At 69.0% G+C, this 14243-nt stretch carries 16 protein-coding genes and 1 pseudogene; 16 read left to right on the top strand and 1 reads right to left on the bottom strand.

Annotated elements, in window-relative coordinates; all coding sequences use genetic code 11:
* Window positions 1-707 precede the first annotated feature (707 nt).
* The 12 genes from E6W39_RS09175 (at window position 708) to E6W39_RS09135 (ending at window position 10472) form a co-directional block, all read left to right on the top strand.
* A complete protein-coding gene (locus E6W39_RS09175) occupies window positions 708-2006 on the top strand; it encodes a glycoside hydrolase family 15 protein (RefSeq protein WP_220140186.1) in 1299 nt (432 codons plus the stop codon).
* 81 nt (window positions 2007-2087) lie between these two features.
* The gene (locus tag E6W39_RS40320; protein ID WP_220140185.1) at window positions 2088-2864 is read left to right on the top strand and encodes an NAD(P)-binding protein; all 777 of its coding nucleotides are present in this window, start codon (window positions 2088-2090) and stop codon (window positions 2862-2864) included.
* A complete protein-coding gene (locus tag E6W39_RS40315) occupies window positions 2861-3163 on the top strand; it encodes a hypothetical protein (RefSeq protein ID WP_220140184.1) in 303 nt (100 codons plus the stop codon). Before E6W39_RS40320 ends, E6W39_RS40315 begins: the two co-directional genes overlap by 4 nt.
* Window positions 3163-4011 (top strand): GMC oxidoreductase, encoded by an 849-nt coding sequence (locus E6W39_RS40310; RefSeq protein ID WP_220140183.1) that lies wholly within the window; start codon window positions 3163-3165, stop codon window positions 4009-4011. The genes E6W39_RS40315 and E6W39_RS40310 overlap by 1 nt, the downstream gene beginning before the upstream one ends.
* The gene (locus E6W39_RS09165; protein WP_181799168.1) at window positions 4008-5120 is read left to right on the top strand and encodes a ferritin-like domain-containing protein; all 1113 of its coding nucleotides are present in this window, start codon (window positions 4008-4010) and stop codon (window positions 5118-5120) included. Before E6W39_RS40310 ends, E6W39_RS09165 begins: the two co-directional genes overlap by 4 nt.
* Window positions 5117-5626 carry a hypothetical protein gene (locus E6W39_RS09160; protein ID WP_141633103.1) on the top strand — a complete coding sequence of 170 codons (510 nt, stop codon included), beginning with the start codon at window positions 5117-5119 and terminating at the stop codon, window positions 5624-5626. The genes E6W39_RS09165 and E6W39_RS09160 overlap by 4 nt, the downstream gene beginning before the upstream one ends.
* The gene (iolE, locus tag E6W39_RS09155; protein ID WP_141633102.1) at window positions 5623-6537 is read left to right on the top strand and encodes a myo-inosose-2 dehydratase; all 915 of its coding nucleotides are present in this window, start codon (window positions 5623-5625) and stop codon (window positions 6535-6537) included. The genes E6W39_RS09160 and iolE overlap by 4 nt, the downstream gene beginning before the upstream one ends.
* Window positions 6438-7589, top strand: a complete 1152-nt coding sequence (locus tag E6W39_RS09150; RefSeq protein WP_220140182.1) for a sugar phosphate isomerase/epimerase family protein — start codon at window positions 6438-6440, stop codon at window positions 7587-7589. Before iolE ends, E6W39_RS09150 begins: the two co-directional genes overlap by 100 nt.
* 31 nt (window positions 7590-7620) lie before the next feature.
* Window positions 7621-8448, top strand: a complete 828-nt coding sequence (locus tag E6W39_RS09145; protein WP_141633101.1) for an MBL fold metallo-hydrolase — start codon at window positions 7621-7623, stop codon at window positions 8446-8448.
* Window positions 8448-9545 carry a thiamine pyrophosphate-binding protein gene (locus tag E6W39_RS40305; RefSeq protein WP_220140181.1) on the top strand — a complete coding sequence of 366 codons (1098 nt, stop codon included), beginning with the start codon at window positions 8448-8450 and terminating at the stop codon, window positions 9543-9545. Before E6W39_RS09145 ends, E6W39_RS40305 begins: the two co-directional genes overlap by 1 nt.
* Window positions 9542-10120 (top strand): thiamine pyrophosphate-dependent enzyme, encoded by a 579-nt coding sequence (locus tag E6W39_RS40300; protein ID WP_220140180.1) that lies wholly within the window; start codon window positions 9542-9544, stop codon window positions 10118-10120. The genes E6W39_RS40305 and E6W39_RS40300 overlap by 4 nt, the downstream gene beginning before the upstream one ends.
* A 43-nt stretch (window positions 10121-10163) precedes the next feature.
* Complete coding sequence (locus tag E6W39_RS09135; RefSeq protein WP_141633100.1) at window positions 10164-10472, top strand: EthD family reductase; 309 nt, start codon at window positions 10164-10166, stop codon at window positions 10470-10472.
* A gap of 150 nt (window positions 10473-10622) precedes the next feature.
* Here E6W39_RS09135 and E6W39_RS09130 read toward each other — a convergent pair whose 3' ends face one another.
* Window positions 10623-11615 (bottom strand): GlxA family transcriptional regulator, encoded by a 993-nt coding sequence (locus tag E6W39_RS09130; protein ID WP_141633099.1) that lies wholly within the window; start codon window positions 11613-11615, stop codon window positions 10623-10625.
* Between the two features lie 52 nt (window positions 11616-11667).
* Here E6W39_RS09130 and E6W39_RS09125 point away from each other — a divergent pair, with 52 nt between their 5' ends.
* From E6W39_RS09125 to E6W39_RS09110, 4 genes and pseudogenes are all read left to right on the top strand, one after another.
* Window positions 11668-12063, top strand: a complete 396-nt coding sequence (locus E6W39_RS09125) for a cupin domain-containing protein (RefSeq protein ID WP_141633098.1) — start codon at window positions 11668-11670, stop codon at window positions 12061-12063.
* An 88-nt stretch (window positions 12064-12151) separates the two neighbouring features.
* Window positions 12152-12640 (top strand): MarR family winged helix-turn-helix transcriptional regulator, encoded by a 489-nt coding sequence (locus E6W39_RS09120; RefSeq protein ID WP_228718044.1) that lies wholly within the window; start codon window positions 12152-12154, stop codon window positions 12638-12640.
* Window positions 12637-13536: an ABC transporter ATP-binding protein gene (locus tag E6W39_RS09115; RefSeq protein ID WP_141633097.1), complete on the top strand. Its 900-nt coding sequence runs from the start codon at window positions 12637-12639 to the stop codon at window positions 13534-13536. The genes E6W39_RS09120 and E6W39_RS09115 overlap by 4 nt, the downstream gene beginning before the upstream one ends.
* Before the next feature lie 40 nt (window positions 13537-13576).
* Window positions 13577-14233: pseudogene (locus E6W39_RS09110) on the top strand (ABC transporter permease); the annotation flags it as partial.
* Window positions 14234-14243: the final 10 nt, after the last annotated feature.

Here is a 14243-nt window from a genome sequence, read left to right as displayed (position 1 = left end):
TTGGCATTTATTAATGCTCGCCATTATTAACACGCAGAACCCGGGGCGAGATGCCCATGCGCACCATCAGGACTCGATGCGCAATTGTGCAACAGTGAGTTGCACTTGATTACTCCAACCCCGTACGCAACATTCGAGATTTCCCTTGCGGCGGCTGACGAGCGGGCGGTAGCTTTCGTCGCGGGAAGCAAAGGGTGCTGCCGAGTGGCGGGAACATCGCTTGGAACGGCCCCGTCTCATGATGCTTCAAAATAGCTTTGTGCCGTCCAGTGAAAAGCTGCCGCGGGGCTCACTGCCGGAGAGCATCTGCATCGCGCGCTTCCTGGGAAAACACGGGGGTAGGGGGCAAAAGGGGGTGCATTCCTTAGTGGCGCGATTTTGGGAAATACGTCGACTCGGGCACTTGATCCAGAGTGGGCGCGACCTGCCCATCGCCCCTGCTCCGCAGCCCACTCGGCGCTCCCGGTGGTTCCCGCGCACGGCTGGGACGCGCTCGGCGCCAAGCCATTCGATCCGCGCGACTGCGGCGCCGATCCGATCCGTTGAATCCGCTCGCGAGATTACGGGGTTCAGTCATGACCGATTCCATCAGCACGCCTGAAATGCCCGCCCGCACGAACCGGTCCGCCGACATTTCCCAGGCCCGAACGAATGTCCGGAAAACCATTTCTCCGGGTGCGGTCGATCTGCCGTCGCTCGTGCCGATCATGTACACGTTCATGTTCCGGAACATCGCCAGTGACGGATTCGTCTTCAGCGATCCGCAGTCGCCGGGCGACATTTCCCGGGATTCGAAGCCGGGCTGCATCATCGCCGCGCCGTCGTTCCCGGCCGACACCCCCGGCATCGACGAGGACTACGTCTTCAACTGGGTGCGCGACGGGGCCATCACGGCCATGGAGGTGGCCAAGGCCGCCATGCCCACCCGCCCGGGCGGGACGGTGCAGACGCTCAACGACTACGTGCAGTTCGCCGACCTCTGCCACTCCAACGCCCAGCCGCCGCTGACCAAGGGTCACGCCTGCTTCAACATCGCCGGCGACGCCCGCCCGTGGACCGAGCAGAACGACGGTCCGGCCCTGCAGTCGATCACCATCCTGGCCGCCTACGACCAGCTCGACCTCGACACCCAGAAGCGTGCGGTCGACCTGGTGAACGCGAACGTCGCCTACCTCCTCGGCGTCTACCAGGACGCCACCACGAACCTGTGGGAGGAGCACAACGGGTTCAGCTTCTTCGCCCGGGCCGCCCAGCTGCGCTGCTTCGAGGAGATCCACGCCTCGACCGTCGTCGGGATCGACAAGCCGGTCGGACTGCGGCCCGCCATCGATTGGCTGCGCCAGGCCCTCGCCGGCCACTGGGACGGCAGCAAGTACGTGAGCATGATGGCCGACCCCGGTCATGGAGCCCAGCCGTCGCCCGAGAACCCGGTCGTCAGCGGCTACGACCCGAACATCGACATCGTCCAGTCGGCCGTCTACGGCGCCGTTCCCGTCACCGACACCAAGCTGCTGGCCACCGCGGCCCAGCTGCGCTCGCAGTGGGAGGAAGGCGGCATCGCCTGCTACCCGGTGAACAAGGCGGACCGGGAGGAGTTCGGCATCGGGCCGCTGTTCGGCCGCTACCCGGGCGACGTCTACGACGGTGACACCTCGCACCCGGTGCTCGGCGGTCACCCCTGGGCCCTCTCCACGTGCAACGTCGCCGAACTGCACTACAAGCTGGCCGCCGAGATCAAGTCGAGCGGCAAGGTGCCCCTGGACGACCTGTCCGCACCCTTCTTCGCCCAGTCCGGCATCGACGCGTCGACGGCCCCGGCGGCAGCAGCCGCCGCCTTGACGGCGACCGGTGACGCCATGGTGCGGGCCGTCGTCTACCACAGCGACAACCTGGAGCTCTCCGAGCAGTTCGACGGCGCCACCGGCTTCGAGCGCAGTGTCCACAACCTGACGTGGAGCTTCGCCGCCTACCTGTCCGCGATGCGCGCCCGGGCCGAGGCCGTGTGACCCCGTCGCCGACCGACCCGAATCCCGATCACCACTGCGGTCCCGGCTGCGCCCGGGACCTGGCAGAGGAGTGACTGCCCGATGTACGCGAAATTCCCCGACGGGGCGGCGAAGCGCACCGACCCCGCGGCGGCGGCCGAAATCCTCTACGACGCCGTGATCGTCGGTGGCGGGATCGCCGGCGCCATCATCGCCTCGCGGCTGGGAGACGCCGGCAAGCGAGTGCTGGTGCTCGAAGCCGGCCCGGCCGAGGACCTCACCCTGCGGGGCTACGAGGCCTACCTCGACCGCTTCTACTCGGCGACCGGCAAGGACAACCAGGCGCCCTACCCGGTCGTCGCCAACGCCCCGATGCCCCGCGGCACCGACGCACGGCGCATCCTCCCAGGTGCGCCCGACAGCTCGGCCTACCTCGTCCAGAGCGGGCCGTTCGCCACCGACACCACCTACACGAGGGTCCTCGGCGGCACCACCATGCACTGGGAGGCCAAGACGCTGCGGATGCTTCCCGAGGACTTCCGGATGCGCACGCTCTACGGCGAGGGCGTCGACTGGCCGCTCGGCTACGAGGACCTCGCCCCGTACTACAACGAGGCCGAACGCGAGATCGGCGTCTCCGCCGACGTGGCGGACCAGGCCTACCTCGGGATCGCCTTCGACGAGGGCTACGTGTTCCCCATGAAGGGGCTGCCGCTGTCCTACCTGGACCGGGTGGTGGCCGCGGACATCGACGGCATGCCGGTCGAACTCGACGGTGAGCAGCGGGAGTTGCGGGTCCGTCCGTTCCCCAGGGGCGGAACGGGATACCGAACCCGGCCTACGACGGAGGGAAGGGCTACGTGCCGCGAGGAGCGGTGAGCACCTACCAGGTCGAGGTCGGCGGGCGGTGCCAGGGCAACAACAACTGCGTGCCCATCTGCCCGGTGCAGGCCAAGTACAACGCCGGCAAGACCCTCGCCGCGGCCCTGCGGAGCGGCCGGGTCGACCTGGTGGCCCAGGCGGTGGCCCACAAGGTGCACATCGACGAGCAGACCGGCCGGGTGACCGAGATCGAGTACCGCCGCTACGACCGGCCCGACAGCCCCGGCTTCACCACCCTGAGAGCCCGGGGCCGGCTGTTCATCCTGGCCGCCAACGCGGTGGAGAACCCCGGCTGATGCTGGCCTCGGGCCTGCGCAGTTCGAGCGGCCTGATGGGGCGGAACTTCATGGACCACGCCTACCTGCTGGCCTGGGCTCTGCTGCCGGAGGTGGCCGGCACCTTCCGGGGCACCAACTGCACCGGCGGCATCACCGACCTGCGCGGGGGCCGCTTCCGCCGCCGCCAGGCGGCGTTCAGCGTCGACATCCACAACGACGGCTGGGGCTGGGCCCGCGGGGCGCCGATGACCGACCTGGTCGACCTGGTGGACGCCGGTGGCCGCTACGGCGAGTCGCTGCGCCAGGGCCTGGTGGACCGGGTGTCCCGCCAGCTGCAGTTGGCGTTCATGGTCGAGGTCCCGGCCAACCCGAGCAACCGGGTCACCGTGGACCCGGCCGTCACCGACAGCCTGGGGAACATGCGGCCCATCCTTAGCTACGACATCCCCGACTACACGATGCGGGGGGTGGCGTACGCCCGGCAGCTGTCGAAGCGGATCTTCGCCCGCCTCGGGGCCGAGGACCACACCGAGTACGACCCGAACTTCTGGGGCTACGCCGTCCACGCCGGCGAGGGGTACGAGATCCGCGGCGGCAACCACCTCGCCGGCACCCATGTGATGGGCCGCGACCCGTCGACCTCGGTGGTCAACGCGGACCAGCGGTCCTGGGACCACCAGAACCTCTACCTGGTCGGCGGGGGAAGCATGCCCACCGTGGGCACGTCGAACGTGACGCTCACCATCGCCGCCCTGTGCTTGCGCAGCGTCCGGGCCATGCTGGCCCAGCTCGACTCCGAGACCGCACCGATCCACGTCACCTCGAACGGCGCCACCCGGGGCCGAGCTCAGGAGGCGGCCCAGTGACCGCGTCGACCATCGACAGCCGTGACGACCTGATCAGTTACCTGCACGCGGCGATGGCGCTTGAACACGCGACCATCCCGACCTACCTGACCGCGTACTACTCCATCCACTCCGCCACCAACTCCGATGCCGCCCACATCATCCGGGTGGTCGCGGTGGAGGAGATGCTGCACCTGACCCTCGCCGCCAACGTCCTGAACGCCATCGGCGGGACACCCGACCTGACCGCCCCCGGCTTCGTCCCGTCCTACCCGGCCTATCTGCCCGACGGGGAGGACGACTTCACCGTCGACCTGCGGCCCTTCTCCCCGGAGGCGGTGGAGACGTTCTGCAAGATCGAGCGGCCGGGCAAGGCTCCCAGCGGCAGCTCACGACTGGTGCGCGCTTCTGACAACGGGAGGCCGCTCCTGGCCGCCAGCCCGACGGCCAAGGGGATGCGCTTCTACAGCATCGGCGAGTTCTACGAGGAGATCATCGAAGGGCTCGAGAAGGTGGCGGCCGACGACCCCGGGCTCTTCTGCGGGCACCCGGCCCTGCAGGTGGGGCCCGAGTACTTCTACTCCGGCGGCGGCACGGTGATCACCGTCTCCGACCTGGACTCGGCCCGGCGGGCGCTGCGCTTCATCGCCGCTCAGGGCGAGGGCCTCGATTCGGGCATCCACGACGCGGACGGGGAGCTGGCCCACTACTACCGGTTCCGGCAGCTGCAGCTCGGCCGCTACTACCAGGTGGGCGACCACCCCGACGCGCCCTCGGGGCCGCCGCTCAGCGTCAGTTGGGACGACGTGTACCGGCTGAAGGTGAGCGCCCGGCTGGCCGACTATCCGGCGGGATCGGAACTCGCCGGTGCCGCACGGAAGTTCAACGCCGACTACGAAGCCTTCCTGGCCCTGCTCACCAAGGCGTTCAACGGGAAGCCGGACCTTCTGCAGGACGCCGTCTGGTACATGTTCCGCCTGCGCGACGGGTTCAACCGGCTGGTGCGCAACCCCCTGCCGGGCAGCGACGGTCTGCACGCCGCTCCGACCTTCGAGATCCCGAACGCGGTCGGGCCCGGTCCGGACGCCGCCCGGACCGCCGGCGGCACAGCCCAGGCGGTGACGCGGTGACCTCCCAGTCGTTCGAGGAGTTCCTCGTCCTGTCGGTCGACCTCACCGCCTTCGAGGAGACCGACCTGCTCGGCACGGGTCTGGCCCACCAGTACCTGGCCAAAGTGCGGGACGCCTGCGGCGACGAGGTCGTCACCGCGCTCCTGGACGCCCACCGGGCGGCCCGGGCCGACGCAGGCGACGGCGCGGGAAGCCATGACCGGGCCCTGCTTGACCGGGCCCTGCGCCACCGGATCTTCAGCGACGACCGCCTCGGCCCGGTGGCCCGCAATGTGGTCAAGCTCTGGTACTCCGGGACGTGGTACGGCCTGCCGCCCGAGTGGACCGACCGCTACGGGGCCCGGACGGCGGCCGAAACGTCCACGGTCACCGCCGCCTCCTACCAGGAGGGTCTGCTGTGGCCGGCCATCGGGGCCAACCCTCCCGGTGCCAGGGCACCCGGCTACGGCTCCTGGGCCCAGCCACCCCGCATCGAGGACCGCTACCTGAGAGGGGAAGGAAAATGACCGAACTGGGCGACCGCCTCAGCCCGGACAAGGTGAAGCTCGGCGTCTGCTGCACCCTGTGGTGGAACGACGACTTCCCCGCCATCGACGCCGACATCTCCTTCGGCCAGGCCGTCAGCGAGATGGCGCTCGCCGGCTTCCAGGGCTGCAGCATCGGGCACAAGTACCCCTCGGACGCTGCCGAGCTCAAGGCCGCTCTCGAACTGCGCGGCCTGCGGGTGTCCGAGCCCTGGACGAGCACGTACTTCACGGTCGGCAGGATGCGGCAGAAGACGATCGAGGCCTTCGAGCAGACGCTGCGCCACGTCAAGGCGCTGGGTGGCACCGAGTTGGTGGTGGCCGAGTTCGGAGCCTCCTCGCACCTGCTCCCCGTCGATGTGTTCGCCAACCGCCCGGTCTTCACCGACGCCCAGTGGGACGACTTGACGTCGGGCCTGGAAGAGCTCGGCAAGATAGCCAACTCGGCTGGTATGAAGCTCAGTTACCACCACCACATGGGTACCGGCGTGATGACCCGGGCCGACGTCGACCGGCTGCTGGCCTCGACCGATCCGGAGCTGGTCCATCTGCTGCTCGACACCGCCCACATCGCCTTCGCCGGCGACGATCCGCTGGACCTGGCCCGGGCCCACGCCGACCGCATCGGTCATGTCCACCTGAAGAGCATCCGGCCCGAGGTCGTGCGCCGGGTGCGCGGCGAAGGCCTGTCGTTCCAGGAGGGCGTCGAGCTGGGCGTCTTCACCGTGCCCGGAGACGGCGCGATCGACTTCCGGCCGATCCTCGAAGTGCTGGCCGATGCCGACTACCAGGGGTGGCTCGTCGTGGAAGCCGAGCAGGACCCGAACAAGGCCGTCCCGCTCGAATACGCCAAGAAGGCCCGCGCCCACCTCGCCGACCTCCTCGGCTGGTAGCCCAACAGCGGGGACACAGTGACGAGGACACCGGGAGCGAGGACACCAGGAATGAACGCGGCACCCAGGCGGGACGTATTCTTCAGCTTCTTCATGTTCACGGCCGATCTGCGGCCGCAGGACTCGGACTACACCCAGGTTCTGATCAGTCATCTGAAAGCCCTGACCGACATGGGCTACGACGGCTTCGACCTGCACATCGCCCCCAGCCCGCGACCGTCGACCATCGGATCGAGGTCGAGAGCTACGTCGGTCTCAAGAAGGCGTTCGACGAGGCGGGGCTGCGGGAGGTGAAGTTCACCACCAACGTCGGGACCACGCGGACCTTCGACCCGACGTCGCCCTACCAGGAGCAGCGCAGGCAGGCCCTGTCCTACCTGAAGTCGCGGGTCGACATCACCCGGGTCCTGGGCGGCGACTCGATCATGTCGGGGCCGTTCCTCTACCCCTACGGGGCCTTCCCGGTCACGGACGACGGTGAGCCGCTCTGGAGCGACGCCCTCCAGGACTGGATGAAGTCGCGCTACCACGCGGCGCGTTCCGTCTTCGAGGAGCTGGCGGAGTACGCCGCAGCGCAGGAGGTGAAGCTCGCCATCGAGCCCGTCAAGAGCTGGGAGACGCCCCCGCCCAACTCGGTCTCGGAGGTGCTGGACTTCCTCGACGGCCTCGGGCCCTCGCAGGGCGGCGTGACGGTCGACACCGCGCAGGTCGTGATGGAGAGCCAGGGGCCGTCGGTCTTCAGGGCCGATGTCGCCCGGGCCGCGCGGCAGGACCGGCTCACTTACGTCCACCTCTCCGCACCCGACCGCGGTGCGGTGCGGGACAGCTGGATCCCGTGGGACGTCGTCCTGACGGAGATCGAGCCGGTCTACCGCGGGCCGTACCTGGTCGAGGTGTTCAACGCGATTCCGCCGTTCGACAGTTCGATGCGCATGGCGCGCCGGCGCTTCTGGCGGCCCGGCGAGGACGACCCGGTGCGCGGCGTCGACAGCGCCTATGACGTCGCCTCGGCCGCGCTGGAGGAAGTGCGGGCACAACTCCCGTCCACCTGACGTCGATCCATCACAGCAGGGAGGTCCCCGAATGCCGACTCAGGTGTCGGATCCCATCATCATGGTCGTGAAGCGGGCGGGTCATGTCCGCATCCACACCTTCGTCGCGTCCTTCGCGTACAACAACATCGCGAACGCCACGCACATCATCGAAACCGAGAACCAACTGGTGCTCGTCGACGGGCAGTTCCTGGTGCCTTACGCCAAGGCGTTCAGGGAGTACGCGGACAGCCTCGGCAAGCCGATCGAGAGACTGTACATCTCCCACCGGCACCCCGACCACTGGTTCGGCACGGGGACCGCGTTCGGCGACGTCACGATCCACGCGCTGCCCGAGACCATGAGCTTCATCGAGGAACACGGCGAGGACTCGCGGAGCGACCACTGGAAACTCGGCGACCTCGCGCCGGACCGGATCGTCGTCCCCCAGAAACTCGCCGGCCCCGGTGAGGAGATGATCGACGGGGTCAGGTACGTCTTCGACCGGGTGACGGACACCGAGATCGACTACCACCTCACCATCAAGCTTCCCGAGCTGGGCGTGTACGTCGCCCAGGACCTGCTCTACAGCGGAACCCATCTGTATCTGACGAAGCACATGGACCACTGGATCCGGGTGCTGGAAGAAATGCTGGTGGAGGACTACGAGTTGTTCCTGCCGGGCCACGGCCTGCCGGCCGACAGGAACGAAGTCGCCCGCAACATCGAGTACCTCTCGGCCGCCCGGCAGGCCATCGGCAACGGCTTGGCGGACGACGCCTTCAAGGACTTCATGCTCCAGCGGTATCCCGAGCGCAAGTGTCCGGGCATCTTCGACATCTACCTGCCCCGGTTGTTCGGCGGCGCGAGCGACTACTGATGACGGAGGCCACCATGAACAAGCGCTACTCGGTGGGGCAGTACCTGGTGGACCGGCTCCACCAGCTGGGCCTGGAGCACCTGTTCGCCATCGCGGGTGACTATTCGATCGAGTGGTTGAACCAGTACGTCACACCGAGCAGCATCGAAATCGTCGAAGAAGTCAACGAGGTGAACGCCGGCTACGCGGCGGACGGCTACGCGAGACTGAAGGGCATCGGAGCCCTCTGCGTCACCTACTCCGCAGGTGCGCTGTGTGCCGTGAACGCCGTCGCCGGTGCCTACGTCGAGAAGGTGCCGATCGTGCTGATCAACGGCACGCCGAGCATCAAGAAGACCCTGACCTTCGAGCAGACCGGGTTCAGCGCCCACCACTTCATCAGCGGGCGCGAAACGGACCTCCAGTCGTTCGAGCACATCACGGTCGCGGCCGTCCGGATCGAGAATCCCGACCTCGCACCGATGCTGATCGATTACGCACTGACCCGTTGCATCAGCGAACGGCGCCCGGTATACCTCGAACTCCTCCAGGACATGGTCGACTTGGAGTGCGAGCCACCCCAGGGCGTGCTGACGCCGGCCAGGATCCTGTCGGACCAGACCAGCCTGGAAGAGTCGGTCGAGAAGATCTGCGCCAAGCTCGAAAGCGCCGAGAACCCACTGATCTGGATCGGTGTGGAAATCGACCGGCTCGGCCTCCAGGAGAAGGCCTTGAGGCTGATCCGGCAACTGGAGATCCCCTTCGTCACGGAACTCCTGAGCAAGGCCGTCCTCTCCGAGGACGATGCGCTGTTCGTCGGAGTGCTCGACGGCCAGGCGTCCGCAACCGCCGTCACGGAGTTGGTCGATTCGTCCGACTTCGTGCTGGCCCTCGGCGTGTGGCTGACGGACATCAACTCGCTGGGCTGGAACCCGGATTTCGACAAGACCGCATTCGCATCGCTGGACGCGGTCAAGCTCGGCACCTACTTCGGCGGGCAGGTCGCGCTGGAGCACCTGATCGACGGGATCCTCGCGGCGAAGCAGCTCGCGCCCAACGCGCGGAAACGGCCCAAGGGCCGGCCCGGAGCGTGTCGGCGGTGGGCTCGACCGAGGTGATCACGTATCAGGGGTTCTACAACTTCGTGCAGCAGTACATCGATCGGGACACCATCGTCGGCAGTGACGCGAGCATGAACTACTTCGGCAGTCTGCTGCTCGATGTGCCCGCTCCGGGCGGGTTCATCGTTCAGTCGTCCTACTCGTCGATCGGTTACATCGCGGCGGCCGCGACCGGTCTCTGCCTGGCGAAGAGGGACGATCAGCGGGTCATGGTCTTCTCGGGTGACGGCGGCTTCCAGATGACCGCCCAGTGCCTCTCGACGCAGACCCGCTTCGGACTCAACCCGATCATCTTCGTCATCGACAACGGCGTCTACGGCGTGGAGCAGTGGCTCGCCGATTCATCGGTCTTCCACACCGACAAGTCGTTCTACCGGCCATGCGTCCTGCACCGGTGGAACTACAGCAAGTTGTCGGAGGTGTTCGGTTGCCAGGGGTGGGAAGTCAGCACGTACGGGGAACTGGACGATGCCGTGACGGCTGCTCTGAAGAACGCGAGCAGCCCGTCCATCATCCAGGTCCGGGTGCCCGACAAGTCGATCCCTGACAACGCGAATTGGAAGACCCGGTAGCAGGACGAACATCGAGGGCAACACCGGAGAAAGGACGAGAACCATGACCACGAAGATCACCGCAATCTTCGAGAACCCGCAGGACCCCGACGTCTTCGAGGCCGGTCACGACGACCAGATCGCGCTGGCGAAGAAGATCCCCGGAGTCCAGCGGGTCGAGAGCGCGAAGGTCTGGCCGAAGGAGGACGGCAGCCCGACCCCGGCCTATCGCGTGCTCGACCTGTACTTCACCGACTACGACGCGGCCAGCAGGGCCGTGACGACCGAAGAGGCCGGGGCGTTCGTCGCCAAGCTCCGCGAGTTGGCGACCGGCGGTGTGCGGCTCCTCTTCACGGACGTCGAAGAGGTCTGAGCGCAGACGCTGTCATAGCCTCGCGAGGCTGAGCGCCGCGCAGGGCTTCGGCGATGTCGTCGAGGGGGCCCGGGGTCACTCACCCTGGGCCCCGGCCCCCGGCCGCCGGTGGCTCGGGGGCCCCGGGTGGCCTACCTGAGCCCGGGTGGCCTACCTGGGTCCCGGGCCGAAACGCCGCCGGTAGGCCGAGGGGGCCAGGCCGGTCTCCCGGCGCATCAGGATGCGCAGGTTGGCGGCGGTGCCGAGGCCGCTGCGGCGCGCGACGACCTCCATTCGCGCCTCGCCGCGCTCGATCAACCGGCAGGCCAGCGAGAGGCGTTCGCGGTTGAGCCAGGCCAGCGGGGTGGTGCCCAGCTGGGCCCGGAAGCGCCGGTGCAGGGTCGCGGGGCTGACCCGGGCGCGGGCTGCCAGGTCGGCGACGGTCAGCGGCAGGTGCAGGCGCTCCTCGGTCCAGGCGAGCACCGGGGCGAGGGACTCGTCCGGGGTGTCCGGCACCGGGCGCTGGATGAACTGCCGCTGCCCGCCGTCCCGGTGGGCGGCGAAGACCAGCCGCCGGCTGACGGCGTTGGCGATCTCGGCACCGTGGTCGCGGCGCACCAGGTGCAGCCCGAGGTCGAGTGCGGCCGCGCTGCCGGCTGCCGTGAGGATGTCGCCGTCGTCGACGAAGAGCACGTCCTCCGCCAACCGGACGGTCGGGAAGCGGGCCCGGAAGGCGTCGGCCCACTGCCAGTGCGCGGTCGCCCGGCGCCCGTCGAGCACTCCGGCCTCGGCGAGGGTGAAGGCGCCGCTGCAGAAGCCCACCAGGCGTGCGCCGCGGGCGTGCGCGCGGCGGACGGCGTCCAGCACGGCCGGGCGGCGGGGCACCTCGGTGTCGGGCCGGTTCGGGACGATCAGGGTGTCCGCGGTGTCGGCCGCCGCCAGGTCGGCGACCCCGCCGAGGGTGAAGAAGCCGTCCCGCATCAGGGTGGTCGGCTCCGGCGAGCAGAGCCGGAAGTCGTACAGCTCGCGGCCGAGTTCGGGCCTGCGCAGGCCGAACACCTCGGTCGCGCAGCCGAGTTCGAACGGATTCGAGTTCTGGTCCACGATCACCACGACCCGGTGCGGGCCGGCGGCCGGGCGCCGCTGCGAGGATTCTTGCGACATGTGCGATTCCTAGCACTCGTTCGGGCCGGGACCAAGCCGCGATGATCCACTCATGACTGACGAACCCATCTCTCTCGACACCGCCCTGGCCTCCTTCGACGCCCTGTGGAGCCCGCGCATCGTTACCAGCGTCAACGACTACGACGTGCGCATCGCCAAGGTCCGGGGCGAGCACATCTGGCACGTCCATGACGACACCGACGAGTTCTTCCTGGTGCTGGAGGGCGAGCTGGCCATCTCGCTGCGCGGGCCGGCGGGCGAACGCACGGTGCACCTGCCCCGGGGCTCGGTCTACACCGTTCCCCGGGGCACGGAGCACAAGCCCGCCTCCGCCGCCGGTGCCGCCATCCTGATGTTCGAGCCCGCGGGCACCCCGACGGTCGGCGACCGCCACGAGGAGGTCCCCGCGCACGTGGACGCGACCACCGGGCATCCACTCCGCAGCTGAGCCGGTCCTGGTCCAGGTGAACGGCCTGGGGTCTTCGTGCGGGGCGTGCTCTGGACAGTTACCTCTCACTGAGAGATAAACTGTAGATATGACTACTCCTCGCGCCGCGTCCGCCCGGCCTGACATGGAGCTGGCCGACGACTTCAGCGCGCTGCTCGTCGGCATACAGCGCCTGGTGCGGCGCAAGCTGCGCCAGGGGCAGACCGAGCCGCGGTTGCGCGGTGCCCATGTCGAGCTGCTCCGGCTGGTGATGGACAGCCCGGGGCTGCGGGTCTCGGACGCCGCCAAGGAGCTCTGCCTCGCCGGGAACTCGGTCTCCACCCTGGTCAACCAGCTGGTCACGCAGGGTCTGCTCCACCGCCAGGTCGACCCGGCCGACCGCCGGGCCGCCCGGCTGTTCGCCACCGACGAGGCGGTCGAGCGGATCGGTGCCTGGCGAGCCAGGCGCGCGGCGCTGTTCGAGGCCGTGGTGGCCGACCTGCCCGCTGCCGATCAGGCGGCGCTCGCCGCCGCGCTGCCCGCGCTGCGCGGCGTCGCCAACGGCCTGCGGGCCCAACTGGGGGAGGACGAGCGATGACCAGCACCGAGAACGCGACCGCTGCGGCCGCCTCGGACACCGCCCCCGCCCCCGGGGCCGACGCGGTGGTCTGCCGCGGCCTGGAGTACTCGTTCCACCGGGGCCGCGGCAAGGGCGCCAAGGCGGTGGACGGTGTGGACCTCACCGTCCGCACCGGCGAGGTCTTCGGCCTGCTCGGGCCCAACGGCGCCGGCAAGACCACGACCATCCGGGCCATCACCACGCTGCTCCCGGTGCCCAGCGGCATGGTCCGGGTCTTCGGGCACGACACCGCGCGCCGCCAGATGCAGGTCCGCCGACTGCTCGGGTACGTGCCCCAGCAGCTGTCCGCCGAGTCGGGGTTGACGGGTCGGGAGAACGTCGCCCTGTTCGCCCGGGTCTTCGACGTGCCGCACGCCGAACGGGCCGCGCGCGTGGCCCAGGCGCTGGCCGCGGTCGACCTGACCGAGGCCGCCGACCGGATGTGCGGCACCTACTCCGGCGGCATGGTCCGCCGCCTCGAACTGGCGCAGGCCCTGGTCAGCGCGCCGCGCCTGCTGGTGCTGGACGAGCCCACCATCGGCCTGGACCCGATCGCCCGCACCAGCGTCTGGGAGTGCATCGAGGCGGTCCGGCGGGCGACCGGCATGACCGTGCTGGTCACCACCCACTACATGGACGAGGCCGACCAGTACTGCGACCGGATCGGCCTGATGGACCGCGGCAAGATCCGCGCCCTCGGCACCCCGGCGGAGTTGAAGGCCCGGGTGCGCGAACAGGCCCCGGAGCACCCCGACCCCACCCTCGACGACGTCTTCCGCCACTTCGCCGGACGTGATCTGGCGCGCGGTCAAGCCTCGGAAGGAGACTTCAGCGATGTCCGCCGTACCCGCCGAACCGCGTCCCGTGTCGGCTGAGGCCGCAGGCGCAGGCGCACATGCAGCCGAGGCCGCGACCATGACGGAGACTGCGACCACGGACGCCGCCGCAGCGGCCGCCGCCTCGGGCACCGGCCCCGCGCCGGAGCGCGACTTCGGCCTGCTGCTGGTCCCGCCGCGCGCCAGGACCGGCTGGCAGCTGGTCCCGGCGCGGGTGCTGGCGATGTGCGCCGTCGAGCTGCAGAAGCTGCGCCACGACCGCACCGAGCTCTACACCCGGGCCGTCCAACCCGCCCTCTGGCTGCTGATCTTCGGTGAGACCTTCACCCGCCTGAAGGCGATACCGACCGGCGGCATCCCCTACCTCGACTACCTGGCGCCCGGGATCATCGCCCAGTCCGCGATGTTCATCGCGATCTTCTACGGCATCATGATCATCTGGGAGCGGGACTCCGGGGTGCTCACCAAGCTGCTGGTCACCCCGACACCGCGCGCCGCACTGGTCACCGGCAAGGCGTTCGCCGCCGGGGTCAAGGCGGTGATCCAGGCCGTCGTGGTGGTGCTGATCGCCGCGCTGCTCGGCGTCGCGATGACCTGGAACCCGGTGCGGCTGCTGGGTGTCGCGGTGGTGGTGCTGCTCGGCTCGGCCTTCTTCTCCTGCCTGTCGATGACCATCGCGGGCATCGTGCTCACCCGCGACCGGCTGATGGGCATCGGCCAGGCCATGCCTCACCCATAAGCTATTT

Origin of the sequence: Kitasatospora acidiphila, assembly GCF_006636205.1 — a bacterium.
GTDB lineage: Bacteria > Actinomycetota > Actinomycetes > Streptomycetales > Streptomycetaceae > Kitasatospora > Kitasatospora acidiphila.
This window is presented reverse-complemented; position numbering and strand designations above follow the sequence as displayed.

Excerpts from the sequence above, each read along its gene's own strand:
- E6W39_RS09175 (WP_220140186.1), top strand. The coding sequence starts at position 708 with ATGTACACGTTCATGTTCCGGAACATCGCCAGTGACGGATTCGTCTTC.
- E6W39_RS40320 (WP_220140185.1), top strand. The coding sequence starts at position 2,088 with ATGTACGCGAAATTCCCCGACGGGGCGGCGAAGCGCACCGACCCCGCG.
- E6W39_RS40310 (WP_220140183.1), top strand. The coding sequence starts at position 3,163 with ATGCTGGCCTCGGGCCTGCGCAGTTCGAGCGGCCTGATGGGGCGGAAC.
- iolE (WP_141633102.1), top strand. The coding sequence starts at position 5,623 with ATGACCGAACTGGGCGACCGCCTCAGCCCGGACAAGGTGAAGCTCGGC.
- E6W39_RS09145 (WP_141633101.1), top strand. The coding sequence starts at position 7,621 with ATGCCGACTCAGGTGTCGGATCCCATCATCATGGTCGTGAAGCGGGCG.
- E6W39_RS40305 (WP_220140181.1), top strand. The coding sequence starts at position 8,448 with ATGACGGAGGCCACCATGAACAAGCGCTACTCGGTGGGGCAGTACCTG.
- E6W39_RS09135 (WP_141633100.1), top strand. The coding sequence starts at position 10,164 with ATGACCACGAAGATCACCGCAATCTTCGAGAACCCGCAGGACCCCGAC.
- E6W39_RS09130 (WP_141633099.1), bottom strand. The coding sequence starts at position 11,615 with ATGTCGCAAGAATCCTCGCAGCGGCGCCCGGCCGCCGGCCCGCACCGG.
- E6W39_RS09125 (WP_141633098.1), top strand. The coding sequence starts at position 11,668 with ATGACTGACGAACCCATCTCTCTCGACACCGCCCTGGCCTCCTTCGAC.
- E6W39_RS09120 (WP_228718044.1), top strand. The coding sequence starts at position 12,152 with ATGACTACTCCTCGCGCCGCGTCCGCCCGGCCTGACATGGAGCTGGCC.
- E6W39_RS09115 (WP_141633097.1), top strand. The coding sequence starts at position 12,637 with ATGACCAGCACCGAGAACGCGACCGCTGCGGCCGCCTCGGACACCGCC.